This window comes from Shewanella sp. QJM3NY_23, assembly GCF_056173105.1.
The window spans coordinates 276,770-302,372 of the sequence record NZ_CM149657.1 but is presented as its reverse complement, the minus strand read 5'-3'; the positions used below and the strand labels follow the sequence as shown (position 1 = coordinate 302,372).

Here is a 25,603-nt window from a genome sequence, read left to right as displayed (position 1 = left end):
AACTTACAAAAAAGGGCCTATCAGGCCCTTATATAAACACTCGCTACACGTGCTCATCGACGCTAGGACGCGACACCATGTATAAGCGAAACAGCGCAACGTTAACAAATAACCCAATAAATGCCACGCTCACCTCGACCACCAACATCAGCGGAAAGCCTACTGCTGAGGCGAGTTGCGACAAGGTGCCACCCAGCAGAGACAAGGGAATATACAGCATTAATACCAGTAACGTTTTAAAGGCGATAGCAGAGCTAAACTTGAAACTGCCTTTAATCGCCTCAAGCGGCGTTAATCGCTCAACCACCACCATGAAGTTAACATAGGCGAGGCGCGCAAATACATAGATGCTCAAGGTCAAGCCGATTAGCCATAAGGGACCAAAGGCGGCAAACAACATCACCGGGGCTAAAATCAGTAATCCTGACATCACACCCGCCAGCAATAATCCCGGCACAAAGTTTAAACTGGTTTTTAAAATCAGGGCATTAGATGGCTCATGGCCATTGGATCTCACTTCCATAAACAGGGTTAACGATGCAATCAACACCGAAAATACCAATAGCAACACCATCATAGCGACCATATGAGACGCACCAAACTGTGGGTTCTCTAAATCGGCACTGTTGATCTCCATTCCCAGCCATAATTGAATACTCACCTGAATAAACAAAATAGGCACGGTTAAAATAGCTAACTGACTAATATGATTGCGAAAGAAGTTATATGCTTCGGTCAAAATCGCTGATAATGACATAGGTCGTTCCAATAGATAATGATAAACCAACTAATTAGGTCGCACAGGATACCGAAATTTCCTATCTAATGCACAACTGATGTCTAAAAATAGCGACGAAATCTTGGCCGACTTAGGCTAATATTAGCGCCACATTAAATTGATTTACCAAAGGATGGTAAGTGATGAAGCTCTTCAAGGTTATACCGTTACTGCTCAGTACCCTCGCTTTCAACGCCCCGGTTCACGCTGGCTGGCTCGATAATTTAAGCAACAAAACCGAACCCCAAGTAACGGCGCCACAGACGCAAAATAACGATCTGGTTGGCACTGTCATGTTGCAGCTCGGGCTCAACCAAAACCAAGCAGAAGGCGGCCTTGGCAGCCTGCTCTCCTTAGCGAAATCCACTTTAGGTAACGACAGTTTTGCGCCGATTGCCGCGGCGATCCCGGGCGCAGATATGTTACTTGGCGCCGCACCTCAAACCGATAGCGGCTCGGGCATGTCGGGCTTATTATCACAGGCTGGCGATCTGGGAGCGTCGTTGCAAGGTGGCGCACAGGTTTATGATGCCTTTGAAAAGTTAGGTATTTCTAAACAGCTGGCCATGCCGATGGTGGATATTGTTAAAGGTTATTTAGACACCAATGCCGGCGCAGGTACCAGCGATCTGCTGCTGCAAGGGCTCGGTGCAATCCTGTAGCCGCAGCTTCCACGCCCAAGCCTAGCTTTGTTATTATGGTGAACTCTTCTCTATTATCGGGCTCTAACCGATATCAAGGCAGTAAAAGAGAATCATGATGATAGCAAAGCTAAAACAGTTGCTCGCTTCTGAGCGCCAAGCGGTATCACCGCAAGAAAAAGCCAAACATCTTAACCTTGCAGCGGTCAGCTTACTGCTGGAAGTGGTTTATGCCGATGAAACCCTGAGTGATGAAGAGCTGCATCTGTTACCCAGCCTGCTCACCACCACGCTGTCGTTAGCGCCAGGCGAGGTTGATGAGCTGATAGCAACGGCGAAGGCAAATCATAACGATGCCACCTCACTGTATGAATTCACCACAGAGATTAACCAGCAGTTCAACTTAGCGGAAAAACAGCAGCTGATCTTAGCCATGTGGAAGCTGGCCTATGCCGATGGTCACCTGTGCCGTTATGAAGATCAGATAGTGCGCCGCACCGCAGACTTGCTACACCTTAAACACAGTGAGCTTATCCAGATGCGCAATGCGGCGATAAACCAGCTATAAGCATTGATTAAATGTGCTTGAGATAACCTCGCGGTGACTCAATAACCCCGTTGATTTAATAGCCCCGTTGATTTAATAGCCCTTAGCTTGAATAGCCTATGGCTTATTTAAGCTAAGGGCTAACTTACGTGCCAGATGACTTTTTTGCCACCACAATAAAGGCGCCACCAGCAATACTAAGCCTGTGGCGTACCACATGTTATTGCCTAGCGCCTGCATCATCAGCAAACAAAACAGTATCCCCATCAGAGCCAGTGGCAGGTAACGTTTACTCAGCAGTTTGACCGCCGCCATCATAGAAACCAGATAGATAATCACAAATACGCCGTTAGTCCAAGCAATCAGGTGTTCCAGCTCTTGCCCCGAAAGATAGGTCAGTACAATCACTAGCGCCATGGTCAACAATACCGCTATCAGTGCGCGCACTGGCACTCTATGGGTATTTAACTGCATAAAATAACGTGGTAACACCCCTTCACAGCTAAAGCTCCAGATCAACCTAGACACACTGGCGGTATACACATTAACGGTCGATAATCCACCGGCAATACCTAATATGCCAATCACTTGTGCGCCATAGCCTCCCAGTAATTGATCAAATGCTGCTACCATAGCAAGGCCATCAGTGGGCGGCGCAAACAGTAACAACGCCGTACACGCCACATAGACTAAGCCAACCAAGACGGTACCGATAATCATCGCCGCCATCATATCCTTCTTAGGATCTTTAAAATCATTGGCTAGATGTGTCATGGCTTCGATGCCTAAAAAACTCCAAAACGCGATACCGGCGGCCGCCATCACTAGGCTCATATCGCCGCCCGCTTGATGGGCTGCCAATTCAAATTCGCCAAGGTGGCTGCCACCGGCGCCAAACATCACCACCACCACGGTCACAATGGCCAGCGTTAGTGCAAACTGCAACTTAGCCGAGACTTGGATCCCCCTAAGATTCAAGACCAAAAGCAACAAGAGTAATCCCAACTCAGTGAACACTTGCTGCCAGCCAGACAGGGACACCAACTCATTAACAAACTGAAATGTCATTAACACCGCCGCCGGCGCCCCTAAAGGGATCACCAACAAAAAAATCAAACCTATGGTGCGCCCTGCTGTGCGGCCAAACGCCTTTTCAATAAAGTAAGCCGGCCCCGCCGCATGAGGAAAGATGCCGGCTAATCGGCCAAAGACCAGCGACACCGGAATAATGGCTAAGGTCAGTAATATCCACGCAAGTATGGCGCCCGTGCCCGCGGTATCAATCGTCATCTGCGGTAAAATAAATACCCCGGTACCCAGCAAAGTGGTGGCCATTAAACCTGCACCCTGCCAACGCCCTATGCTGCCTTGAATATGAGTCATCTTGTTATCTGTAAAGGTGGTTAATGGCCATTAGTATAGACTTGTGTGACGCAACAAACTGTCATAGCATTGCGTCGATGTTCCTATGGCGACCGCCATTTTGACGTCATTTTGCCTTTTGACCGACAAATCGTCGCCGCCGCATAAGAGACACTCGATGGATAAATTTGATAAAGCAATCATCAGCGCATTACGCCAAGATGCACGCCAGAGCGTGTCACATATTGCCGACAAAGTCAGCCTGTCGCGCAGCGCCGTATCTGAACGGATTAAAAAACTGGAGCAAAGCGGTATTATTCGCGGTTATCAAGTCTTACTCAGTGAGTCGCAAAAAGAGGGGGTATCGGCTTATTTTGAGATCCAGCATCAATGCCGTCAGAGTGCCGATGTGGTGCATGTGTTTCAGTCGATACCCGAAGTGGTCACATGCCGCGGGATCACCGGCGACATGGATCTGCTGGTGTATGTGCAGGCCAGTTCGATGAAACGCTTACATGAAATTCGCGAACATATCGATGCCCAAAACAACATCATTAAAATTAAAACCCACGTGGTGATGAGTGAGTGGATAGACAACCGCGCGCAATAAATAGTTGGGGCAACCCCACTAGTCAATCACCGAGTGGCGAGCGACTAATGGGACCGATAAGCCTTATCAGTGATGGCAGCGCATGCAGCTGTCAGTGACTGGCGTAGAGGCATGTACCTTATGACAATCGCTGCACATCATCAAATAGGAATGTGACTGATGATAAGGGCCATCAAGGGTATCGACACTGCCGTGACATTCAATACAGGCGCGGTTTTCAACCTCATTGTTAATCGATGGCTCGCCATTTTCATGGCACGTTTCACAATCGCCATTAAGCATATGAGTATCGACCACCGATTGCGCCTGTACCATTAAGGCGAGACACAGCAGTAGCGCTCCTAATCCCAATTTGTACATCGCAGCTCTCCAACGGCTAGGCCACTGTCATTTGACCGGTGTAAAGAATGAAGTTGCGCAGCAATAATACGCCCATCAAACTACACATGGCCGTAACCGCCACATAAGAAAACTTACGCTTAGCCGAGGCTTTCATAAAGAGGTTAAAGGCCAGCGGCAGACTCAAGCCTACAAACACAATTCCACCCCAGAATACCCAGCCCCAGAAGCCTTCGCCTATCGCCCTAAAGGCGGCTAACTTGCTGGCTCCGCCACTCAATATCAATCCGACAAAGAAGGTAAAAATCAATACCATTTCCACCAAAATAATCGGGATCTCTATATTGTGGATAAAGTGCACCTCTTTGCCATCTGGACTCCCCTTCATCAGCACGCCACCGAGCAGTGTGCCTGCCGCACCAGAGGAGAGACCAGAGAACAGAAACAGCAAGGGCAATACCGGATTATTGAGCATGGGATAGGTCGTTAACGCCGACAGTAAGAAGCCGGTATAGGCACCCAAGGCCACCGCTGAAATCGCCAAAATACCAGTAATGCTAGCTTCGGCACTCACCAGCCACTTTAATAAGCGTTGCACACGTGGCCAGCGCTGCTCACAAAACGCGAGCAACGGCTTTTTAAACACACATGCCAACCAGGCAAATAGCATGGCTTGGTAAAACATCAACACCGCCACCCCAAGCGACATCACTGAGGTAGGATTGTAAAACACCAATATCTTCCAAAAATCAAACGGTTTGGTGAGATCGATCACCAAAATGCCCAATCCGGCAAACACACTCAATGGCGCGATAATACACGCCGCTTGCACGAAAGGAGACCGATAAGCATCATCGCCTAAGCGGAACTGTTTTAGCAAAATCGCAAAAAACACCGCGCCGGCAGACACCCCAGCTAAAAACAGGTAGATCGCAATCGGCCAATGCCACACAAGGCCGTCAAAATGGAATGGACTCATAACCTTACCTCGCCGTCTTGTGAGCCAATACGAAATAACTTAGGACGTGTCCCAAGCTCGGTCTTAGTGCGATAGTTGGGCGTATGCTTTAACACCTGCACCACTTGTGAATCGGGATCTTGCAGATCGCCAAAAGTCAGCGCTTGGGTTGGACAGGCACTGACACAAGCCGGTAACTTGCCCTCTTTTAAGCGCGTCTCCTTACAAAAATCACACTTGTCGGCCGCCTTAGTGACTGGGTTGATAAAACGCACTTGATAGGGGCAAGCCGCGATACAGTATTGGCAGCCAACACATTTCCACGCATCGACACTGACAATGCCCGTCGCCTCATCTTTGTACGCGGCGCCTGTGGGGCAAACCTTAACGCAAGGGGTATCTTCACAGTGCTGGCAAGAGTGGCGGGTAAATCTAAAATATTGCTCCGGATACTCACCATACGGGCCTTTACGCTCAATGCGCAGCCGTGTTACCCCTTCGGGCACATTGTTAACCTCGCGGCACGCCACACTGCAAGCATCGCAGCCAATGCATTTCGTTTCGTCATGGATCAGGGCATATTTTTTAGTAGTTTGTTGCGCCTCCCCTAACGGGCCCTGCGCCACAGTGTAACCAGAAGCCCCCACCACTAAGGCGCAAGCGGATTTCAAAAACAAACGTCTAGAGTTTTTCATCGTCACTCTCCTTAGGGGTAATACCATGACACTTGCCACATAAGGCGCTGCGCTCCTCGGTCGCCAAGGTCATCATAGGATCCGAGTCACTGTGCAACTGATGACAGTTGGCGCAGCCAACCTTGTTTGAATGCACTGCATGGGTCCAATCGGCTTGATAAAGAACATCGTGATCATGGCACTGCGAACAACTGTCCACCTGAGCGGTCACTTTTGTGCTCGAATCGGCACTAAAGCCGACAATCAATGACGGCTGACGAGGATGTTTCCCCTTTTCGCCATGGCAACTCTGGCAGGTTAGTGCCAACGCATCATTACCATGCACACCTGCCATTAAACCGTTACGCTTATGGCACTTAACACATTTATCTTGATTGATTTGCAGACGGTTCACTTCGGCTTTCACTGGCGCAATATTCAGCAATAAGAGAGCTGATATCGACACCGCGCAAAACGCTGTTTTGCTGAATATGGACATAATGAGTCCTCACGAGATGAGAGTGATAATTGAATTAACAACTTAAAAATACGTGCTGAAGCTATCGCCCCAGCACGCTAGACACTATGCCGCCATCGACAATGAGCGGGTTAATAGGGCTTCATCACAAGGAACATCCGTATCCAGATGAAGCACTTTAATGCCCACTTCGGCTAGCGAGTGTTCAATAAACGCATTTTTCTCAGGTGAATTATGCTCAGGGTCGGTAATAACCAACTTAACCGCTGATGACTCTGGGTCCACTAACACATAATCTAAATGACAAGTTCGTAAATATTCATGAGCCTGTTCATCTTTATTATTGTCAATATCCAAGATACTGTCTAAACAGGTACCATAGAGCACATTATATTTATTTTTAAAAGCACCACTTAGCTTAGATAAAAAGACTTGAGCCTTGGCACTCACTGTACTTCCTTTAAACTTAAACGACTTCCCCTCAGTTTTACCCTCTGATTTAAAAAACTTAATACAGGTCATTGAAAATGTAATTAATACAAAAGGAACGACCACGAATAAAACAAAATAAATAAAGGCATAACTAAAAACAACTGAAGCATTCATAATTATCTCCAACTTTCTAACAGTTATTATTTTTAACGCATGGCCATTATTTATAAACAAGAAAATCTAAACCTTGAGTTAGATCACACAAGAAAAACTAACAATACTTATTTCAAACAATTACAAGCACCGTCAAAAAACCATTTTTTAAAATACATATCATAGAAAATCAAAACCCGTATAAGTGAAATATAAAAGTCAGATAACCATGAAAATAGATAAGGTAGACTTTTATATTAAAAAGCGTTACACCTTGATTTAACCATGAAATGCAAATAAAAATAACTAGAAATATAAGAATTAAAATATGCGAATAACTTAGTTTTATAATATGCATAACCCAATAAGTGACACAGCAATCATTTAGCAAAAATAATTAATAGATTTAGACAAATAACAAATAAAGTTCCTTATGATGTATCGAGGAACATTTATGTTAAAGGGGTATATTAAATGAGAGATATAATATTCAGCGACCTGGATCTACTGTGTCTAAATATTTTTGTGCACCTATACGAAAACCAATCTGCGACCTTTGTATCCCAAAAGCTCAACATACCGGCGCCAAAAATAAGCCGTAGTTTAAAGCATGCCCGCGAAATATTTGGCAATGAATTATTCATTCGTAAAAGATATGGCTTAATACCTAATGATTATGCCAGTAAAATCTACCCCGTCGCTAAAGAAATTGTAGAATGTTCAAAGGCATTACAGTCATTTAAAAATGAAAGCGTGGAGTGTAATAACTTGCATTTTAATATTGCCATTCCAACTCCTTTATATCTTAATTTATCTAAGGGAGTATTAAACAATATTAGAGATGCTGGTAAACAAATATCGGTTTCATCGAAATCTTGGACCCCAAAAACACTGGATGAGATCAGCAAAGGCAAAGTAGATATCGGCTTGTGTTACAGCAGAAACAGCGCTGAACTCCATGCCGTAAGTAATATCAGTACCATAGCCTTATCGCCATTAAATCGACTGTTGCTTATCGCTAACGAACATCATGATATTTACCATCAAGAGATCACCTTGGAAACGATTGCAAAGTACCCCTTTGCTAATCCTAATATCGGTGGCATCAAGAATGCGGTTTCGCCATTTCAGGAGTATTGCAATATGAGCGGGCTGGCACTGCACAGTGATGTCGAAGCCAAGAATATTAACTTCCTGTTTGATTACCTCAGAAATAGCCAAGCATTAACACTGTTACCATTTAACGAAAAATCAGAGATCACTGAAAATATTGATGGCTTACATTCATGCGAATTATCTCAGTTTGAAACCAACCGAATTTATAGCCGGATAGCGCCGCCCATGCTGACACTGGTTTACAACAACTGCGACAATGGTCAACCACTACAATGGATGATCAACAGCATTATCGACAGCTACCATCAATCCAGTAGTCAAGCACTGCCCTCGGTCGCGGAGCTTAGCCTTGGTCAGGCTCCAGCATCTGTTGGTGGCAGTTCTGATGGAGTTTAGCCACTTTATCTTGCAAATTGGCCAACAGATGAGAAGTGAATAACTTATCGTTACCATGATGAAATTGCAGGTAATAGTGGTAAGGCACAAACCGATTTGAATCACGACATTCACGATTAAAAAATTCAGACACATCAATCATGGCAAGCTCTGGACGCTGGCGAACAAACTGCGGCGCGAGCACCGAGGCAATCCAACAAATATCATCGCAATGGGCCACATGATCCAGTGCCACATTAAGACTCGATGTTTTTAAGCTAACCGCCAGATTGACCCCTAACTTTTGCGCAAGATCCTCGAGCCAATGACGTTTGCCGCCAACTAATGAATAATTGATAAACACAAAGCGGTGCTTAAATAACGTGGGGAGCGACAAAGTTTGGCTAAAGATGGGGTGAGATTTTTTAGCGATAATATAGCGATATTTGACCTCGCCTAAATCAACGCTCTCAATCGATTGATGTAGATCCGCATTAATCCCCACGCCATAATCAATTTTACCTTGGGCGATAAGACTAGGCGCATTATCGCTCCACTGCTGCATATTAATGGTCACATTGCGCTCTAATAACTGACACACCTCTTGCACCGCTTCGGTTAATAAGCCGGCTTGATGCTCTTGCGCTGCAATAGTCAATTCACGCTGCTGGGGCTGCTTATGATGTATGGCAATACACATCTCATCATAAGCGGCCACTATCGCCTTGGCTAAAGGATAGACTTTTTCGGCCATGGCATTTGGCTGCAAGCCATATTGCTGGCGTACAAATAGTTCATCCTTCATCCATTCGCGCAGACAACTCAAGGCGCGGCTCACCTTAGGTTGAGTGGTATTGAGTTGCTCTGCCACCACAGAACCATTTTGATATTCAAATAAGCCGATTAATACCCTCAGTGTAAAATAGTCGAGTTTACAAAGCTCCTTTTTAATCATCACCTTAATCCTACCCCATCTCCATATCGAGCTAGATTAGCATAGCTAAAACGGACGAACTTTTGACCATATCAAACATTACAAGATTAATAGTAGTAAAACGCGATTATGGGTGGCAGCGCATAAAACCTGCACCAAACTGATGATTAAACCGCCACGCTTTTTGCAAAAAGCGCACAAAACAAACAACTTGGTTGCAATGCCAACAAAATGTATCAGCAACAATGTCACCCTCGAGACCATAATGAGTCTAAGCGCACCTTGCTCAAAAATGTGATATCGCGAGCTAAGCCTTACTCCTAATCCTTAAATCGCGTTACACTAACCTTAATCAAAACCTAAAAACTTCATCGTGATCAATGGATAAAACAGCCGAGCTCAACCTATTGTGGGGATCGATACTCCTCGAAGAATTAGCACGCCTAGGGGTACAGCATGTCTGCATGGCGCCGGGGTCTCGCTCTACGCCGCTCACCTTAGCTGCGGCAAAGCAGACTAAACTAAAGCAGCATCTGCATTTCGATGAACGCGGGTTAGCCTTTATGGCGCTGGGGTTAGCCAAGGCTAGTCGTGCTCCCGTGGCCATCATTACCACTTCGGGCACGGCAGTCGCTAATCTTTATCCCGCCATCGTTGAGGCCTGGCTCACCCATGTGCCACTCATCGTATTATCAGGCGATAGACCACCAGAATTACTTGACTGCGGCGCGAATCAAGCCATTGTTCAACCAGCTATTTTTGGTCATTACGCTCAGCAGATAAACCTGCCCACGCCAGACCTACAGATCCGCCCAGAGGCGCTGCTGACCACTATCGATAGCGCCATTGCCAACCAGACTCAGCCAGTGCATATCAATTGCATGTACCGCGAGCCACTGTACCCTGGCACCATGAGCGCCGATTTTACTCACTACCTGAGTACGCTGGGTAATTGGCAGCATACTTCGCAGCCCTTTAGCCAATATGCTAAGGCGCAGCTGCACAGCACGCCCAGTAGCGATGCCTTAGCGCGCTTTGTCCATGGTAAAGGCGTCATTGTGGTGGGCACCTTAGCGCCCCATGAGCAGCCCGAATTAATTATCGAGCTGGCACACAAGTTGGGCTGGCCGATCCTCACCGATGCCCAATCTCAATTGAGACAACATGGCGCTGCCATAGGCAATATCGACCAACTGCTGCTGCAACCTAAGGCTAAATCGCTGTTACAACAGGCTGAAAAAGTACTGGTGTTTGGTGGGCGCCTACTGTCAAAACGCTTAATTAACTACTTAGCCGAACAGAAATGGAAGAGCTATTGGCAAGTACTGCCCCATCAGCAGCGGTTAGACTCTAGTCATATGCCAAAACAGATTTGGCTCTGCCCGGTTAACGCCTTTAGCCAATTAGCTTGGCCACGCTCGTCACAGGCCAACTGGGCGGTGCAATTAATCGAATTAAATCAACGCTTGGCTAGCCTATTTGAGCAGCAGATAGATCAAGGGGAATTTGGCGAAGCTCAGGTGGTACGCGCCATTGCGATGCAAACCGATAAGCAACTGTTTATTGGTAACAGTTTACCAGTGCGCTTGTACGATATGTTTGCCCCCACTACGGCCACCATGGCAAGTATTTATACTAACCGCGGCGCGTCGGGTATCGACGGTTTATTAGCGACCGCCTGCGGCATTGCGGCCCATAAAAAACAACCGACCACTTTAATTATTGGCGACTTATCGCAACTGCACGACCTTAATTCACTCGCCATTGCCACCAAACATAACGGCCCACTGGTTATCGTGATCCTCAATAATGATGGCGGCAATATCTTTAATTTATTGCCTGTACCCGACGAAAAGCTGCGCAGCGAATATTACCGCCTTGCCCATGGCTTAGAGTTTGGTTACGCCGCGGCCATGTTTGGCTTAGCCTATAACCAAGTTGACGACATCAATGCCTTTAATGAGGTCTATCAAGAGGCGATTAACCATCAGGGCACTTCGGTGATTGAGGTGAACGTGGCTCAAGATCAAGCCAGCTCGCAGATAGCGCAGATCGCCTCATGGATAAAGCAAAGCTAATGCTCGCCTCGCGCTGTTATGGCCAGCCCACTAATCCCTGTTTGGTGTTACTGCATGGTCTGCTGGGCGATAAACAGGACTGGCAAGACTTGATGCCGCGTCTGAGCCAGCATTTTTACTGTGTCTGTCTCGATCTGCCTAGCCATGGCGATAGCCCGGGCCTAGCACTGCCTTCGCCGGGCTTTATACCGGTCGCCAGTCTGATCCGCAGTACACTCACAGCACTCAATATCGAGACCTTTCACTTGCTAGGTTACTCCCTTGGTGGGCGCATCGCGCTGCATCTGGCGCAGCTCATGCCGCAGCAGATCTTAAGTGTCAACTTAGAGTCGTGCCACCCCGGGCTGACCAGCCAGGCGCTACGCGAGCAGCGCTTGCACAGTGATAAACAATGGCATGAGCGCATGCTACAGATGTCGCTAAGCGAGTTTCTTAACTTGTGGTATCGCCAAGCCGTCTTTAGCGATCTTAGTGATAGCGAGCGCGCGCAGCTCATTCAACGTCGCAGCCGCAATAAGCTGGCGGCGCTGCAACAGATTTACCTGCCGACCTCACTCGGCTTACAGCAAGATCTGTCCTGCTTACCCCATCAACTTGGCGTGCCTTGGCATTATTATGTCGGTGGCCAAGATGATAAATTTTCTGCGTTAGCCACAGCATGGCAACAACGCGCGCCCCTCACTCTGCATCGCTTTGAGCATGGCGGCCACAATATTCACCTAAGTTGCTGTGATGCCTTTTGCACCACCTTAATTGAGCAACTCACCATGACAGACACCTAGGCAGCCCAGTGAGATGGCACCGCACTTGAAATCGGGCCAATAGCACAATAAGCTGAGCACGCATTTGTTTGCCAATAAAGCGCCTTTGCCCCCCAAAAGGATCGTACATGACACTGTTAACCCTTAACCTGTATCGCTACCATATTCCACTCGAAACCCTATTACCTGTGGGTAATCAACGTATCGATAGCCGCCAAGGCCTAGTGTTACAGGCCAGCACAGCGCTGGGCTGCGAGGTAGTTGAAATTGCGCCGTTGTCGGGTGTCGATGTCGACGGTCAACCATTAATGGGCTTTAGCCAAGAGCGACTCGAGCAGGTGATTGACACGCTCGTTGCCGCCATGCCATCGCTACCGGGGCAACCGCTTGATACCCTGCTTGACCTTGCCGAGCACACGACCATGGCCTCACTCGCCTATGGCTTAAGCCTGTTACACGCCAAGTTGTCGGGGCAACTCCCTAGCCTGTTGGCGCACCGAGCTTTACCTCGCACAGTGCCGCTTATCTACCGTCATCAAGATGAGCCCATAGCCGAGGTTGGCCAGCGAGTCGCTCAACTCGACCGTCAGGTGCATGCAGTCAAGGTGAAGGTGGGGCAAACCTCAATGATGGAGGAGATCCAATTAATTCATCAAATTTTGGCGATCAGGCCTGATCTCAAGCTGCGCCTCGATGCCAATCGCAGCTTTAAACTGCAAGATGCCATCGACTTTTTAGCTTGTTTGCCCTTAGCAGCCATTGAATATATTGAAGAGCCGTGCCGCGATCCGAACCACAATCCGCTGTTATTCAATGCATTAGGGATCCCCTATGCCCTCGACGAGAGCCTTAACGATCCGCGTTATCAATTCACCATGCAGGCGGGCCTTAGTGCCTTAGTGATTAAGCCTATGTTGCTGGGCACCTTAAGCCGCTTACAGACGATCATCGACACCGCCCATCAGTATGGCGTGCGGGTGATCATTAGTTCGAGTTTAGAGGCGAGCTTAGGCATCAATGCACTGCGCTGCATTAGCCAAGCATGCACTCCAGATGAAGTGCCCGGGCTAGACACCTTGCGTGCCTTTAGCTGCGATTTACTCGAGCCCAGTGATAAGGCGCGCAGCCTCAATCTCGACGACTTAACACTGCTTTACAGCGCATAGGAACTCAGATGCCCCAAGTACACTCGCCACTGCATCTTGCCGCCAAACACTATCCACAGCAGGTGGCACTCTATTATTGGGCGCAAAACCAGTATCACAGCATCAGTTATCTGGCACTCAGTCAGGCGGTTTGCGCCTGCGCGCGGCAACTCACCCAACAAGGAGTAAGGCTTGGCGATCGCCTCGGCTGTATCGATAATAACTCGCTAGAACTGGTTATCTTATATTGGGCTTGCGTTGACGCTGGCGTGATATTTTGCCCCTTATCACCTCGTTTCCCTGCACAGCAAATCGCCAGTTTGAGCATGCAATATGGCCTGCGCCATAGTTGGGCTCAAGCTGCCTATCAGCATCTACTGCCAAGCGCGGGATTAGTCGTGAACTTTAGCGCCCGCGCAGCCACGGCCCCTCAGCCTATCGACCACCAGCGGCCCTGCAACGCTATTCTCACCTCAGGCAGCAGTGGCCAGCCTAAGGCGGCGGTGCATTGTTTGGCCAATCATATTGCCAGCGCACAGGGCGCTCGCGAGGTGATCCCAATTGCTCAGGGTGATAACTGGTTACTCTCTTTGCCACTATTTCATATCGGCGGACTCGCCATCGTCAATCGCTGCGCCTTGGCTGGTGCCGCCATCACGCTGCCGACAGCCGAGCTCACCTTAACGGAACAATTGCAGCAACAGCCCCTGACTCACCTGTCACTGGTCGCCACCCAACTGGTGCGGCTGCTACAGCAAGATAAACAGGCGCTACGCCACGTCAAAGCCCTGCTACTGGGGGGCGGCGCTATCGCGCCATCGTTACTGCAACAACTGGCGCCGCTAGCCATTAACGCCTACACCAGCTACGGCATGACCGAGATGGCATCGCAAATTACCACCGGGCTCGCCACCAGCAAAGGCAGTAGCGGTAAGTTATTAAATGGGCGCGAGTTAACCATTGTTGATCACAAGATCTTGGTTAAGGGAGACACCCTATTTTTAGGCTATCTAACCCATGATGGCGGTAACAATTTATGGCGCCCGCTCGATGAGCAAGGCTGGTTCGATACCCAAGATTTGGGCTATTGGGATAATGATGGCGATCTGGTGATCAGCGGCCGCGCCGACAACATGTTTGTCTGTGGCGGCGAAAATGTGCAACCCGAAGAGATTGAAGCCGCCCTTAAGCGCCACCCTGACATCATTGACGCGATTGTATTTCCTCTGCCTGACAGTGAATTTGGCTTCCTGCCGGCGGCCATTATCAACGGCAGCATTAGCGATGTCGCCCCGCTGGATGATTTTGTGCGCCAGTATATTGCCAGCTTTAAACGCCCGCGCCGTTATTACCCTTGGCCTGATATCGCCAGCACCAGTTTAAAGGTGCCACGTAAGCAGCTTATTGAGGCGGCGCTGGCTGAGCAGGCTCGGCTTTAACGGCCCGACGTTAACAGCCTGGCTTTTCCCCTTTAGCCTGTCACCTTTGCCACACTGAAGTCACACTCTGCTTAAGCGCTGGCCGCCAAGGCTTGTTGCCCCACAGCGCTAGGCGCATAATACGCACTATGTGACAGGGCTAAGCCCAGTAGCGAATGACTGACTCACGCTAAAACGCTATGTCACTTAGCTATGACACTAAACCGACACTAAACTGGCTACACTATGACACTAATACGCTCTATCGGTCAGCAGTGGACTAAGTCCACCTTGGCCCATCGCCTCAGTTTAAGTTTGCTGCAATCAGTTAACGTGCAGCAACTGTTTGGTGGCGCCACCTCATTAAAGACGGTCGCCCATACCATATCCGCATTGGTTTTTACCCAAGGCCAACCAGTGTGGTTGCCGCCGATGGAAGATGCCGCAGAGCATGCCTTGCCGCCTGAGTTAACCCTGCACTGCTTGTTCGAAGCCAGCCGTCTGCTGTTTGTCAAAGAGTTAGAGCAGGGCCAACTGAGCCAAGCCGAACACCTGATCCTCACCATCGCCAACCAGTGGAGTGTCGAGCTGCAAAAAAGTCCTGCCAAACAGGCCAACAAGCTTAGCGAGCCACGCGATGAGCCCGTTGAGCATCACCTGTTAGGCGCAAGTGAGCTCAGCGATAATGGCAAGCAGCTATGCCACTTATTGCAAACTATTCATACTCAGTTAGAGCAGGCGCGCAGCCAACAGCGTCAGGTGAGCCGCAATATGGGCCGCAACCCCAGCTAAATAAAAAGCCCGCTCTCTTATCGAGAGCGGGCTTTTTCGTCTGACCTTGTATTGCACTCGGCGACGAGCGCGTTAACTCACTCGTGAGCCAAGGCGGGCATTATCAACACCTTTATCGCCACAGATACTTAAACGATACCCATGCTTAACGATACAAGCGGGTCTCTTTCGGCAGTAGTTGAAAATCTTGTTGTAACTGCCCCAAGAAGTCGCTGCCAAGCAAGGCTAAGCCACGATAAAAATCTGTGGTGGCGTACTCATAAGCTAAGGCGAAACAACGCGGTGCCCACGGCAACAGGTGTTGCTGCAGTAACACTTGGGTAAAACGCACCAGTGCATCATTTTCAGGCTCTTGGCTTAGGCGACCAAAGGTTTGATCCAACACCGCAAAAAACAGACCGATATGATCTAAAGGCTGTGGAAAATCCACCTTAACCTCTACCCCGTGAGCACGATAAAACGCCATTAGCGCCATGGTCGATTTGTCGTTGAGCAACTGCTCCTCGCCCAAATAGACCGACCCTTGCGGCACGGCATTAGGCTCACCCGGACCAAAAAATAGCTGGCCATAATCCAGTTTAAGGTCAACCAGTTGTGCTTCGTCACTCGGGTCTGACTGCGCAGCCACCCAGCGCTGTAAATACTCACCTAGCAAGGCTCGCCCTTGGGTATTTTGCGGGCGCTGCGCAAATACCGGCCAGCTAGCAGCGACATCACACTCTGCTAATCCTTGCACCAATTCGGCATCTGGATAACGGATTAAACAATGATGCAAGATGCGCGCTAAGCCTTGATATGCCTCTAAATCGATTGAGGCTAAAGGCGCTTTACTGACAGACTCTACTTTTGAAGACATGATTTACCTTACAAGCTAAGCGGGCTTAAGTTGCCCGCCGCTTAAATACCACTTAAAGACTAAAATGTAACGCTTAAACCTCTGATGGATTTAAGATGCTACCTTCACCACTACCTGCGGGACGACCGTTAACATTGGCCTTGATGATCAGGTTAGGTGATGTAATTGAAGGTGATGGCAGTGGCGCAATATGCCCGTCACCGTCGCCATACTTAGCGCGTAAATTCTCCATAGTATCAAAGTCTAACGCACGTAGCGGGCAAGACTCAACACACACAGGCTTACGGCCTTCGGCGATGCGCTCAAAGCAGCCATCACACTTAGTCATCACTTTACGCTCACGGTCGATCTGCGGCGCATCATATGGGCAAGCGCGAGCACAGCTTTCACAACCGATACAGATATCTTCAGCTACCAGTACCAGACCGTCTTCACGGCGCTTATGCATGGCACCGGTTGGGCACGCCTTAACGCATACCGGCTCAGAGCAATGGTTACAGCCGATCGACATGTAGTAAGCAAAGACATTTTGCTCGAAACAGCCGTTGTTGCCGACAGTCCAATCGCCGCCGCCATATTCATAAACACGACGCCAAGTGACCCCATTTAGCGCAGGTAAGCTATTGTCTTGTGGATTACTGTTATTACGAATGTTATTGCTTTGACGGTCTTTGCAAGAGACGTGACAGGCTTTACAGCCAGTACATTTAGTGCTGTCTACATAAAAACCGTATTGAGTTGATTCAGTCATAATTCACTACTCTCTTAAATCTTTTTAATGGCAACACGGATGGTGTGCTGTGGGTTACCTTTAGCAACAGGGCTCGGCTGATAGCGAGTCAGCGAGTTAATTGCGCCGCCTTCGTCTAGCGTATGGCCTGTACTACCGACAGTGTTACCTGGGCTATACCAAGCGCCTTGACCCAGAGCAAATACCCCTGGTGCCACACGTGGGGTAACGCGCACCTTCACGGCAATCGAACCACGCTGGTTGTACATCTCAATCTTATCGCCCGAGCTTAAGCCATGCAGAGTAGCGTCCATGGGGTTAACCCATACCGCATCCTCTACCGCTTCGCGCAGCCAAGGCACGTTGTGATAGCTTGAGTGTGTCCGCCCCTTAGTGTGGTAACCGGATAACTGGATTGGATAATCCACCTTAGTGTCTTCATCTTCATAACCATCCCAGGTTACTGTGTACTGCGGGATAGGCGTGATGGTGTCACCTTTGATGCCAGTCGGATTTTGCGCGCTATTCTCTTGACTCCAGTTAGCCGCGCGCCATGCAAGCTCGGCAGAGTAGATCTCAATTTTGCCACTTGGCGTAGTTAGCGCTTGGCCATCCTTAATGTAACTTTGCAGTGCCACGTGGTTGTCGTTCATGTTTTTACGGAAGAAGCCAATCGCCTGGGCTTCTTTGTAAGTGGCTGGGAACGCTGGGACCACGCCTAAGTTACTGCTGCTGTCTTTGGTTTTTTGATACAGCTCTTCAAGCCACTGGGCTTCCGTTTTACCCTCGGTAAACTCGGCTTCACAGCCCATGTACTTGGCAATTAACGCTGCCGCTTCATACATAGACTTACAATCCCACATAGGATCGATAGCCGACTTCATGGCGGTGATATAACCCAATGCACCTGATGCATAAGAGTCATTCACCAGATCGTTTGACTCTAACCAGCTGGTATCAGGCAAAATGATGTCGGCAAACTTAGCGCCCGGCGTCATCCAACAATCGCAGCTAACAATCAGCTCAACCCCCGATTCATCACGTAAGATGTCGGCGGTATTATTGATCTCGGCGTGCTGGTTCAGTAGCGAGCTGTCTGAAGCAGAGATAATCACCTTGATGTTAGTGCCAAGCGGAGTATCTAAGTCGTCGGTACCACGAATACCGTGAGTCCGCGCCGTCATGTTTTTGCCGTTGTGAATCGCCTCACTCCACGTAAAGAAGGAGATGCTTTCTTTCACAGGGTTTGAGCCCGCCGGAATGCCCGCACGGTACATGCCGCTCATGTATGGTAACTCACCGTTAGAGGCACCCAAGTTACCCAATTTGCCGGTTAATACCGATAGCATGTAAAGTGCGCGCATGCTCTGCTCACCGTTAGCTTGACGGTTAACCCCAGCGCCAACCACGATATAGGGGCGCTGTGATGCCATTAAGTCATCGGCAATTTTCTTGATTTGCGCTTCGGGAATGCCGGTGATCTTTTCTGCCCACTCAGGCGTTTTCAACGGTTGGCCAGCATAAATGCCTGCACTTAAGATGTAGTCACGGTAGTTGTCGTCAGGGTTCATCACCTGAGCGTACTCTTGCTCTTTTTTATCGCTACTGGCGGCAAATATCGCTTGTTGCGCCGCAATCGAAGCGGCGTCATAACCGACGGTAAACTGATTGATAAAGTCGAGTGAATTCGCATCGACCCAACCTGTGCTTATCATCTGGTATGCAATCGCTTCGGCCAGTGCGGCATCGGTACCGGGACGAATGGGTAACCACTTCGACTCTTTGCCTAACATGGAGTCGGTGTAACGTGGGTCAATCATCACCACTTTTAAGCCGTTCGATTTTTGCAGGGCTTTTAAGTAATCATACCCTTCGCCCGAACCAGACTGACGGATTTCGCTTGGGTTGTAAGCGATACCTAATAAAAAGTCACTGTTTGACAAGGTCACAGTGGAAGAACCACTGGTACTGCCGGTACCAAAAGTGTGCTTCGCAGCTTCCATCTGCTGCGCCCAAGAGTAGTTACCATAGGCATTTAGGCAGCCACCGTTTAAGTTGAATAAACGGTTAAAACAGGCATTGGAGGCAAAACCATAGTAAGCACCCGAACCGTAACTACGGAAAATGGCTTTGTTACCATGCTCGGCAATCACTGAGGTTAATTTGGTACCAATCGTCTTGGCAGCCTCATCCCAGGTGATAGGCACAAATTTACCTTCACCACGCTTGCCCACACGCTTCATTGGGGTTTTTAAACGGTCAACCGCATAGGTACGTTGACGCAGTGAGCGACCACGTGCACAGGCGCGTACTTGATAGATGTCGTCACCATCAGTAATGTCATGATCGGTTTCAACGCGGGTGATCACGCCATCGCGACTGAAAACTTTGACTGGGCAGTTTGAACCACAGTTAACCAAGCATGAAGACCAAGTGATTTGCTCATCACCCACTGGTGGCGTTGGCGGAACTACATTGGCATCATCAGAGCTGGAATTACAGCCGGTAACGGTTGCTGCGCAGCCCAGTGCAGCGCTCATTTTTAAGAAACTTCTACGTTCCATAATCTTATTTTCCTCAAACTTATTAAATAACTGAATCGACTCACTTCAACTTGTAGCTGAAGGTCAACATCAGTTGATGGGCGTTATAGTTGTGGTTCAGGTCACCCAAGGTGATTAAACCCGGAATGCTATCGGGGGTGACCGAAGCGCTGTCGGTATCAAAATAACGTTCGTACTGGTAAGCCAGCTTTAATGCCATTTGTGGCGATAACAGGTATTGCCCATATAGGCTCACACTGTGGTTATAGGAGTAATACTCACCATAGTTGTCGCTGCTATAGCCATTGACGCCGGTGTTGCTGTCAGAGTTAGCAAATAGGTAATCGACACCTAAGGTTAATCTGTCTTGCATCAAGCCTGAGTAGGTCGCACCTAGACCCAAGTTGATGAATTCATCCTTAATTTCGGCTTGCCAAACAGAGGCTTGATTGCCACTTTGGTCTGAATCAATCCACTGCTGGCCAGCAAAGGCGTACACGGCGAGCGGTTGAGTGACTTGAGCATGCACATTAACGTCATAACCATAATCTTGTGCTTGAGTCAGCCCGATGTCGGTCGCGTTGTAATCATCATTGGCATAGTACGTACTTGCATCGAAGGTTAGCCAGGTGAGCGGTGTGTAACTGGCTCTGGCGTTGACTTCACTGCGCTGACGGTCGGCAAGATGATACTTGCGCATCAGCGACTCACTCTCTTCGCTGGTCAGTTCATTGGCTTGATAATCACTGCCGCCTCGATCGCTATAGCTCACACCAAAGTCAAGGATCAGCTTGTCGATAGCGCGAATGTTTAACTTGCTCCACAACTCGTTATCACGGGTCTCTTCGCGTTCTCCGTAGCTGCGCTCAACCTGCTTATAGTTGTAACCCGCTTGCAGGCGATAGCCGCTAGCAATGCGATAACTGGCATCGGTTTTCAGCGTTTGGCGATCGATATCCATTGGGGTATTTTGCTTAAACGCCCCCGATACTGGGTTGTATTCATACTGGGCAAAATCAAATACCGATGAGCGATTATCACGTTGGCTGTAATCGTAACTGGCGCCCAGACGTAAGCGATTACTCACTCGGGTGGTGGCCGCCAAGTGAGTATTGAGGGTGTCGACTTGGCCATCCCAGTTTTGGATGGGGTTGCCACTCATCTGCACTAAATCTTGATCTTGGATCATACGACCCGTCACTACACGGCCACTAAAGACACTCGATGCCAAGCGGTACTGGCCCGATAACGCCACTTGGTGGGCTTGGTTATCTGGGGTGGCGCTATACACATCGGGGGCATAAGGCAAACTAAGGTCGCCAAGATTATTGTCGTAACGTGAACCGTGATAGCTCAGCTCTGACAACCAGTTACTGCCATCAAGCACCACGCCAGCACTGAATTTATCTGTGGTTTCATCGACGGCGTTCGCAAAATTGATGGGACTTGGGCTGGTTAAGCTGGCGCTGCGATGCCCAGTTTTCTCTTCATGGTTATAGCGGGCATAACTGCTTAGCCCTAATCCCAATACTGAGGCAAAGTCATACTCAAAGCCGATGCCGCTGCGCTGTCTTTGCAGCTCAAGATCCAGTATTCGAGTCTTCTCACTTGGAGTCAGCATGCCGTTGTTTTGCCAAAGATTGGTGGCTGCATTGCTACCATGATTGGTGGTGATCGTTTGATAATCTAAATCAAACTTATATTGCCCAGGCTTGCCCGCTTGCATCTGGATAAAGCCGTTATCCATACCGAGCTGGTGCGCCTGTACATTGGCGCGGTACCCACTGCCTTGATAGGCCACATCACTGTTAACACCAGCGACAGCACCATCGGTATCGGTGCCAAGCTGGTTGATGGCATGGTTGTCATCGGCATCGATAACACCCACGCTCACGCCAACACTACCACTGTGACCTTGAGGTTCGACGCAACGTTTACACTGATAACTGGTTTGGTTGATGGCGCTGGTATTGGCATGTTGAATACCAAAATCGGCCGCCAAGGCGCTAGTACCCGAACAAAGCAAAGCCAGAGTGATCAGGTTTAATGAAAAAGGGTTAATTGAACGCATAATACTCACTCCAAAGCTTAACGGGCAAAGTTGCTGCCAGCAGGATGGTTAGAACCATGGATCTTGCTGTGACAGTTGAGGCAACTTTTACCAGCACTAAATGCATCGAGACCTGCCTGAGAGCTAACGCGACTGGCATGACCATCGTCGGCGTGACATTGCTGGCATAACTGCGGCGCACGAGACTTAAGTAAGTTTTCGTTGACACTGCCATGGGCCGAATGACAGCTTGAGCAGTCCTCCATCACTGGCGCATGTTCCCATAGGAATGGGCCGCGTTTATCGGCATGACACTCGGCACAAGTTTCATTCAGGCTTGGCTTGATTAATGCGCTTTCCGTCATGGAGCCATGGGGGCTGTGACAGTCAATACAAGTCATCTGATCCCATTGCATTGGGTGTGATGAACGCTTATGCATATCGGCTTTGGCGCGGGTATGGCACGAAGTACAGGTATCGTTGACCGTGAGACGATCTAAGGCTGGATCTTTCGCGCTATGGACATTATGACAATCGCTGCACGCGACCTCTTCAAGGTTATGGGTGCTGTTATGCCACGCCATCTGCTTAGGATCGTTATGACAGCCCTGACACACACTGTTTTGGCTAGCAGCAGACAACTTGCTATCGGGACCAAAATGGATCATGGGCTCTTTGCCGCCACGATTATGCTTACCTATGGGGCCGTGACAGGCTTCACATTGCAAACCTGCCATAGGCGATGTGCTGTTGCTCATGTCGCCATGAACACCATCAAAAATGGCCATCACCTTAGTATTTTTTTTATGGCACATCAGGCAAGAATCCGCTCCTTTGGTGGAATACTCCCCAGCAGAAAACTTGTCTACTAATGTTGCTTCAAGCTGTTCACTCGATAAATTATCCCAAGGAGTGGCCTGGACACTTGCGACCAGACTCAATATTGAAATAATCCCAACAGTGAATGCGGTGATTATTTTTTTCATATTTATATGACCCTACCCTAATTAACCATGAGTTAATTTTTATGGTGCTATCGTTATTGCAAAGATAGCCAATATAATTAAAGCCTAGTCGAATATGTGAGTTGTTAAAATTAGCAATTGAAAAACGCTAATAAACTCCAAAAAAGGTTGGTTATGTGATCTGCAACACTCTGCTATCGAGAATGAATCTTATTAACAGCAGACGCTGAGATAGATAAAAAGAAAATAACAAACAACAACTTAAATTTAATCGCGTTACATCATGATATTTGAGTTGATATTGAATGGTTAGCTGTAAGTTACAAGCGTTAAGGTGCACTATATATATGTGTTTGAACCAGATCTAAATTTGACAATAATCCCTCGTATAATTGAACTATTTTAACCCTACACAACACCATTTAATTAAATTAAAAAACATAAATGAGAACGAATATCATAAGCATGAGTATTAAAACAGCAAAAATAATATTATTAAGATGATCTCTTATCGAAAAAAACAGCCTGCATAATCCAAGCCTAAACAATTAAGCTCTAAATAAAGCGGCAATAATTCATAGCAATACTATTAATAGCCTGTTTTAAATCGGTGGGAGATCTTCACAGCGTGATAGGCAGAGATGACTTAAAGTCGCTACAAGGGCATAGTTTCACCGAGCATAACCAGATAAATCATGGGATGAAGACAAGACACCTGAGCTCAACATTGAGGCATAAAAAAACCTGCCAAGTGGCAGGTTTTTATCACGTCAGGTCTCAGCTTACATTTCCATGCGCGCTTTAAGCTTGTTCATGGCGTTTTTCTCAAGTTGTCTGATACGCTCTGCAGACACTTGATACGTCGCCGCAAGCTCTTGCAACGTGGTTTTTTGGTCGTCTAACCAACGCGCCTGTAGAATATGCTGGCTACGCTCATCAAGGGTTTTGATGGCCGCCAACAGGCGTGTTTGGTTATCGGCTTCTAAATTAGCATTTTCAACCTGTGAGGCTAAATCTGAAGAGTGATCTTCAAGATAATGCACAGGTGAATAATCTTGCTCGTCGTCGTTATCGCTGGCAAGATCGAATGCTGGGTCTTGCGCCGCCATACGTGATTCCATTTCGGTCACATCGGCTTTAGATACCCCCAGATTTTCGGCGACCATAGTCACCTCTTCATCGCTAAACCAACCAAGACGCTTTTTGGCTTTGCGTAGATTGAAGAACAATTTACGCTGTGCCTTTGTGGTCGCAACTTTAACGATGCGCCAATTTTTAAGCACATATTCATGGATTTCAGCTTTAATCCAATGCACTGCAAACGAGACAAGACGCACACCCACATCAGGGTCAAAGCGCTTCACCGCTTTCATCAAGCCAATGTTGCCCTCTTGAATTAAGTCTGCTTGTGGCAAACCATATCCAGAGTAGCCTTTGGCCACATGAATAACGAAACGAAGATGAGACATAATCAATTGCTTTGCCGCCTGAAGGTCACCCGTCTCTTGCAGACGCTTGGCTAACTCATACTCCTCCTGTGGCTCTAACATGCTAATGTTATGCGCAGACTGAATATAAGCCTCTAAGCTACCGCTGCTTTGCGGAACCATTAGTGACATTGATTGCGTTTGACTTGTCATTAACGCTCTCCTACCTCTTATCTTGCAAAAATTTAACGCTATAAATGCTTTATGACGCTTGAATACCTATTGCAGGCTGCCGTCTCTGGTCGCTCTGATACACAGTAAGCTTTGACGCAGAGGCAAGCTGACGAACTATTCACTATCTGACAGTATATGTCAATACCACCGCTTAACGTGGGCTAATTTCACCCGGAACTATAGACAGTTCAAGTGAAATTTAGTTCATAAAAGCCACAAGCTCAGCGGGATGTCACTCAAGAAGGTTCGATGGCGCGCAGATGTTGTCTTACCGACAGATAGGAGCCTAACCAGCCTAAGAAGGACGCCAATAAGACCAGTTGGCCTAATTCGGTAAGCGTCAGCGATTGCATCGTTAATGTACTGCCATAAAGCCCTAGTAGTTCAGCTAGAGCGCCATCGAGATACCACACCAACAGATTAATAATGATCCAGGCCAAGATGCCGCCGATGACACCAAACCAGATGCCGGTGTATAAAAAGGGCCGTTGAATAAAACTCTCTGTGGCGCCGACTAATTTCATCACTTCGATTTCGGTGCGGCGATTCATAATGGCCAAACGTATGGTATTGCCAATGACTAACACCACGGCTAAGACTAATAATAGCGCAATAGCCAATACGGTTCGCTCAAGTAATCTCACGACCGCTTGTAAACGTTCTAGCCACTCAATATCGAGCCGCCCAAAGCTCACCTCAGGCTCTAACTCCAGCTTTTTTAATAAGGCGCGTGCACCATTGGGGCTGGCGTGCTTGATATCTGGGGTTACCGTTACCACAGCTGGCAGCGGATTATCATCCAGATAAGCTATCGCCTCACCAAAACCAGATAACCGCTGAAACTCCTCCAGTGCTTGATCGCGATTAATATAGTTGACCGCACTGACTTCAGAATACGCACCTATACGGGTGATCAAGCTTTGAATAGAGCGCTCGCTGCGTCCTTCATCGATAAAGAGTGAGATCTCGGCGGCGCTGTTCCACGATTGGGTAATGGTCTCGGCATTTTTAACCAGCACTTGTAACGCCGCCGGTAAGCTTAAACTCACCCCCAGTACCGCCATGGTCATTAACGACGAGATAGGATTACGCCACAACTCGCCCATGCTGCCCATGGCATGTTGAATATGACGAATAAAAAACATCACGATACGGCCCGTAAAGGGAAGTTTGCTGCGGACTAATTGAGGTTGCTTATCCATATTCG

General features: G+C 48.2%; 24 protein-coding genes and 1 pseudogene. 10 read left to right on the top strand and 15 right to left on the bottom strand.

Annotated elements, in window-relative coordinates; translation table 11 throughout:
• Window positions 1-43: 43 nt before the first annotated feature.
• Window positions 44-757: a hypothetical protein gene (locus AC0VXX_RS01460; RefSeq protein WP_475515602.1), complete on the bottom strand. Its 714-nt coding sequence runs from the start codon at window positions 755-757 to the stop codon at window positions 44-46.
• A gap of 164 nt (window positions 758-921) precedes the next feature.
• Here AC0VXX_RS01460 and AC0VXX_RS01455 point away from each other — a divergent pair, with 164 nt between their 5' ends.
• Window positions 922-1,440 carry a DUF2780 domain-containing protein gene (locus tag AC0VXX_RS01455; protein WP_475516906.1) on the top strand — a complete coding sequence of 173 codons (519 nt, stop codon included), beginning with the start codon at window positions 922-924 and terminating at the stop codon, window positions 1,438-1,440.
• Between the two features lie 97 nt (window positions 1,441-1,537).
• Complete coding sequence (locus AC0VXX_RS01450) at window positions 1,538-1,987, top strand: tellurite resistance TerB family protein (RefSeq protein ID WP_475516905.1); 450 nt, start codon at window positions 1,538-1,540, stop codon at window positions 1,985-1,987.
• Window positions 1,988-2,083: 96 nt separating this feature from the next.
• Here AC0VXX_RS01450 and yjeH read toward each other — a convergent pair whose 3' ends face one another.
• Window positions 2,084-3,349 carry an L-methionine/branched-chain amino acid transporter gene (yjeH, locus tag AC0VXX_RS01445; RefSeq protein ID WP_475515601.1) on the bottom strand — a complete coding sequence of 422 codons (1,266 nt, stop codon included), beginning with the start codon at window positions 3,347-3,349 and terminating at the stop codon, window positions 2,084-2,086.
• A gap of 157 nt (window positions 3,350-3,506) precedes the next feature.
• Between yjeH and AC0VXX_RS01440 the strand changes: the two genes are divergently transcribed.
• Window positions 3,507-3,938 carry an Lrp/AsnC family transcriptional regulator gene (locus AC0VXX_RS01440; protein ID WP_475515600.1) on the top strand — a complete coding sequence of 144 codons (432 nt, stop codon included), beginning with the start codon at window positions 3,507-3,509 and terminating at the stop codon, window positions 3,936-3,938.
• Window positions 3,939-4,004: 66 nt separating this feature from the next.
• Here the strand turns inward: AC0VXX_RS01440 and AC0VXX_RS01435 are convergent, their stop codons facing one another.
• From AC0VXX_RS01435 to AC0VXX_RS01415, 5 genes are all read right to left on the bottom strand, one after another.
• Window positions 4,005-4,298 carry a cytochrome c3 family protein gene (locus AC0VXX_RS01435; protein WP_475515599.1) on the bottom strand — a complete coding sequence of 98 codons (294 nt, stop codon included), beginning with the start codon at window positions 4,296-4,298 and terminating at the stop codon, window positions 4,005-4,007.
• 16 nt (window positions 4,299-4,314) lie between these two features.
• A complete protein-coding gene (gene nrfD / locus AC0VXX_RS01430) occupies window positions 4,315-5,256 on the bottom strand; it encodes a cytochrome c nitrite reductase subunit NrfD (RefSeq protein ID WP_475515598.1) in 942 nt (313 codons plus the stop codon).
• Window positions 5,253-5,930, bottom strand: coding sequence for a 4Fe-4S dicluster domain-containing protein (locus tag AC0VXX_RS01425; protein ID WP_119978727.1), 678 nt, complete (start codon window positions 5,928-5,930; stop codon window positions 5,253-5,255). The genes nrfD and AC0VXX_RS01425 overlap by 4 nt, the downstream gene beginning before the upstream one ends.
• On the bottom strand, window positions 5,917-6,408 hold the full coding sequence (locus tag AC0VXX_RS01420) for a cytochrome c3 family protein (protein ID WP_475515597.1): 492 nt from the start codon (window positions 6,406-6,408) through the stop codon (window positions 5,917-5,919). The genes AC0VXX_RS01425 and AC0VXX_RS01420 overlap by 14 nt, the downstream gene beginning before the upstream one ends.
• 84 nt (window positions 6,409-6,492) lie before the next feature.
• Window positions 6,493-6,993, bottom strand: coding sequence for a DUF2726 domain-containing protein (locus tag AC0VXX_RS01415; RefSeq protein ID WP_475515596.1), 501 nt, complete (start codon window positions 6,991-6,993; stop codon window positions 6,493-6,495).
• Between the two features lie 453 nt (window positions 6,994-7,446).
• On the opposite strand from AC0VXX_RS01415, the pseudogene AC0VXX_RS01410 reads away from it, so the two are divergent.
• Together AC0VXX_RS01410 and AC0VXX_RS01405 are read left to right on the top strand one after the other, a co-directional pair.
• Window positions 7,447-7,635: pseudogene (locus AC0VXX_RS01410) on the top strand (helix-turn-helix domain-containing protein); the annotation flags it as partial.
• 105 nt (window positions 7,636-7,740) lie between these two features.
• Window positions 7,741-8,484 carry a hypothetical protein gene (locus AC0VXX_RS01405; protein WP_475517072.1) on the top strand — a complete coding sequence of 248 codons (744 nt, stop codon included), beginning with the start codon at window positions 7,741-7,743 and terminating at the stop codon, window positions 8,482-8,484.
• On the opposite strand, the gene AC0VXX_RS01400 is transcribed toward AC0VXX_RS01405, so the two are convergent.
• A complete protein-coding gene (locus tag AC0VXX_RS01400; protein WP_475516904.1) occupies window positions 8,432-9,418 on the bottom strand; it encodes a LysR family transcriptional regulator in 987 nt (328 codons plus the stop codon). The genes AC0VXX_RS01405 and AC0VXX_RS01400 overlap by 53 nt on opposite strands.
• A gap of 359 nt (window positions 9,419-9,777) precedes the next feature.
• On the opposite strand from AC0VXX_RS01400, the gene menD reads away from it, so the two are divergent.
• The 5 genes from menD (at window position 9,778) to AC0VXX_RS01375 (ending at window position 15,591) form a co-directional block, all read left to right on the top strand.
• Complete coding sequence (gene menD, locus AC0VXX_RS01395) at window positions 9,778-11,475, top strand: 2-succinyl-5-enolpyruvyl-6-hydroxy-3-cyclohexene-1-carboxylic-acid synthase (RefSeq protein ID WP_475515595.1); 1,698 nt, start codon at window positions 9,778-9,780, stop codon at window positions 11,473-11,475.
• Window positions 11,457-12,257: a 2-succinyl-6-hydroxy-2,4-cyclohexadiene-1-carboxylate synthase gene (gene menH, locus AC0VXX_RS01390; protein WP_475515594.1), complete on the top strand. Its 801-nt coding sequence runs from the start codon at window positions 11,457-11,459 to the stop codon at window positions 12,255-12,257. The genes menD and menH overlap by 19 nt, the downstream gene beginning before the upstream one ends.
• 107 nt (window positions 12,258-12,364) lie before the next feature.
• On the top strand, window positions 12,365-13,402 hold the full coding sequence (menC, locus tag AC0VXX_RS01385; RefSeq protein ID WP_475515593.1) for an o-succinylbenzoate synthase: 1,038 nt from the start codon (window positions 12,365-12,367) through the stop codon (window positions 13,400-13,402).
• Window positions 13,403-13,410: 8 nt separating this feature from the next.
• Window positions 13,411-14,820 carry an o-succinylbenzoate--CoA ligase gene (gene menE / locus AC0VXX_RS01380; RefSeq protein ID WP_475515592.1) on the top strand — a complete coding sequence of 470 codons (1,410 nt, stop codon included), beginning with the start codon at window positions 13,411-13,413 and terminating at the stop codon, window positions 14,818-14,820.
• A gap of 225 nt (window positions 14,821-15,045) precedes the next feature.
• On the top strand, window positions 15,046-15,591 hold the full coding sequence (locus tag AC0VXX_RS01375; protein ID WP_475515591.1) for a hypothetical protein: 546 nt from the start codon (window positions 15,046-15,048) through the stop codon (window positions 15,589-15,591).
• A 145-nt stretch (window positions 15,592-15,736) separates the two neighbouring features.
• On the opposite strand, the gene AC0VXX_RS01370 is transcribed toward AC0VXX_RS01375, so the two are convergent.
• The 7 genes from AC0VXX_RS01370 to ftsX form a co-directional block, all read right to left on the bottom strand.
• Complete coding sequence (locus AC0VXX_RS01370; RefSeq protein ID WP_475515590.1) at window positions 15,737-16,447, bottom strand: TorD/DmsD family molecular chaperone; 711 nt, start codon at window positions 16,445-16,447, stop codon at window positions 15,737-15,739.
• Between the two features lie 73 nt (window positions 16,448-16,520).
• The gene (locus tag AC0VXX_RS01365; RefSeq protein ID WP_475515589.1) at window positions 16,521-17,198 is read right to left on the bottom strand and encodes a DMSO/selenate family reductase complex B subunit; all 678 of its coding nucleotides are present in this window, start codon (window positions 17,196-17,198) and stop codon (window positions 16,521-16,523) included.
• A gap of 14 nt (window positions 17,199-17,212) precedes the next feature.
• Window positions 17,213-19,741, bottom strand: coding sequence for a DMSO/selenate family reductase complex A subunit (locus AC0VXX_RS01360; protein WP_475515588.1), 2,529 nt, complete (start codon window positions 19,739-19,741; stop codon window positions 17,213-17,215).
• A gap of 40 nt (window positions 19,742-19,781) precedes the next feature.
• Window positions 19,782-21,791, bottom strand: a complete 2,010-nt coding sequence (locus AC0VXX_RS01355) for an MtrB/PioB family decaheme-associated outer membrane protein (protein ID WP_475515587.1) — start codon at window positions 21,789-21,791, stop codon at window positions 19,782-19,784.
• A 17-nt stretch (window positions 21,792-21,808) separates the two neighbouring features.
• Window positions 21,809-22,756, bottom strand: coding sequence for a DmsE family decaheme c-type cytochrome (locus AC0VXX_RS01350; RefSeq protein ID WP_475515586.1), 948 nt, complete (start codon window positions 22,754-22,756; stop codon window positions 21,809-21,811).
• Window positions 22,757-23,517: 761 nt separating this feature from the next.
• A complete protein-coding gene (rpoH, locus tag AC0VXX_RS01345; RefSeq protein ID WP_475515585.1) occupies window positions 23,518-24,375 on the bottom strand; it encodes an RNA polymerase sigma factor RpoH in 858 nt (285 codons plus the stop codon).
• Window positions 24,376-24,632: 257 nt separating this feature from the next.
• The gene (gene ftsX / locus AC0VXX_RS01340) at window positions 24,633-25,598 is read right to left on the bottom strand and encodes a permease-like cell division protein FtsX (RefSeq protein ID WP_475515584.1); all 966 of its coding nucleotides are present in this window, start codon (window positions 25,596-25,598) and stop codon (window positions 24,633-24,635) included.
• Window positions 25,599-25,603: the final 5 nt, after the last annotated feature.

Bases quoted from the DNA above. Each gene is read 5' to 3' on its own strand.
- ftsX (WP_475515584.1), bottom strand. From the start codon at position 25,598: ATGGATAAGCAACCTCAATTAGTCCGCAGCAAACTTCCCTTTACGGGC.
- AC0VXX_RS01455 (WP_475516906.1), top strand. From the start codon at position 922: ATGAAGCTCTTCAAGGTTATACCGTTACTGCTCAGTACCCTCGCTTTC.
- AC0VXX_RS01365 (WP_475515589.1), bottom strand. From the start codon at position 17,198: ATGACTGAATCAACTCAATACGGTTTTTATGTAGACAGCACTAAATGT.
- AC0VXX_RS01460 (WP_475515602.1), bottom strand. From the start codon at position 757: ATGTCATTATCAGCGATTTTGACCGAAGCATATAACTTCTTTCGCAAT.
- AC0VXX_RS01435 (WP_475515599.1), bottom strand. From the start codon at position 4,298: ATGTACAAATTGGGATTAGGAGCGCTACTGCTGTGTCTCGCCTTAATG.
- AC0VXX_RS01400 (WP_475516904.1), bottom strand. From the start codon at position 9,418: ATGATTAAAAAGGAGCTTTGTAAACTCGACTATTTTACACTGAGGGTA.
- AC0VXX_RS01420 (WP_475515597.1), bottom strand. From the start codon at position 6,408: ATGTCCATATTCAGCAAAACAGCGTTTTGCGCGGTGTCGATATCAGCT.
- AC0VXX_RS01440 (WP_475515600.1), top strand. From the start codon at position 3,507: ATGGATAAATTTGATAAAGCAATCATCAGCGCATTACGCCAAGATGCA.
- AC0VXX_RS01355 (WP_475515587.1), bottom strand. From the start codon at position 21,791: ATGCGTTCAATTAACCCTTTTTCATTAAACCTGATCACTCTGGCTTTG.
- nrfD (WP_475515598.1), bottom strand. From the start codon at position 5,256: ATGAGTCCATTCCATTTTGACGGCCTTGTGTGGCATTGGCCGATTGCG.
- AC0VXX_RS01375 (WP_475515591.1), top strand. From the start codon at position 15,046: ATGACACTAATACGCTCTATCGGTCAGCAGTGGACTAAGTCCACCTTG.
- yjeH (WP_475515601.1), bottom strand. From the start codon at position 3,349: ATGACTCATATTCAAGGCAGCATAGGGCGTTGGCAGGGTGCAGGTTTA.
- menE (WP_475515592.1), top strand. From the start codon at position 13,411: ATGCCCCAAGTACACTCGCCACTGCATCTTGCCGCCAAACACTATCCA.
- AC0VXX_RS01450 (WP_475516905.1), top strand. From the start codon at position 1,538: ATGATAGCAAAGCTAAAACAGTTGCTCGCTTCTGAGCGCCAAGCGGTA.
- AC0VXX_RS01425 (WP_119978727.1), bottom strand. From the start codon at position 5,930: ATGAAAAACTCTAGACGTTTGTTTTTGAAATCCGCTTGCGCCTTAGTG.
- AC0VXX_RS01370 (WP_475515590.1), bottom strand. From the start codon at position 16,447: ATGTCTTCAAAAGTAGAGTCTGTCAGTAAAGCGCCTTTAGCCTCAATC.
- AC0VXX_RS01415 (WP_475515596.1), bottom strand. From the start codon at position 6,993: ATGAATGCTTCAGTTGTTTTTAGTTATGCCTTTATTTATTTTGTTTTA.
- rpoH (WP_475515585.1), bottom strand. From the start codon at position 24,375: ATGACAAGTCAAACGCAATCAATGTCACTAATGGTTCCGCAAAGCAGC.
- AC0VXX_RS01360 (WP_475515588.1), bottom strand. From the start codon at position 19,741: ATGGAACGTAGAAGTTTCTTAAAAATGAGCGCTGCACTGGGCTGCGCA.
- menD (WP_475515595.1), top strand. From the start codon at position 9,778: ATGGATAAAACAGCCGAGCTCAACCTATTGTGGGGATCGATACTCCTC.
- AC0VXX_RS01350 (WP_475515586.1), bottom strand. From the start codon at position 22,756: ATGAAAAAAATAATCACCGCATTCACTGTTGGGATTATTTCAATATTG.
- menC (WP_475515593.1), top strand. From the start codon at position 12,365: ATGACACTGTTAACCCTTAACCTGTATCGCTACCATATTCCACTCGAA.
- menH (WP_475515594.1), top strand. From the start codon at position 11,457: ATGGATAAAGCAAAGCTAATGCTCGCCTCGCGCTGTTATGGCCAGCCC.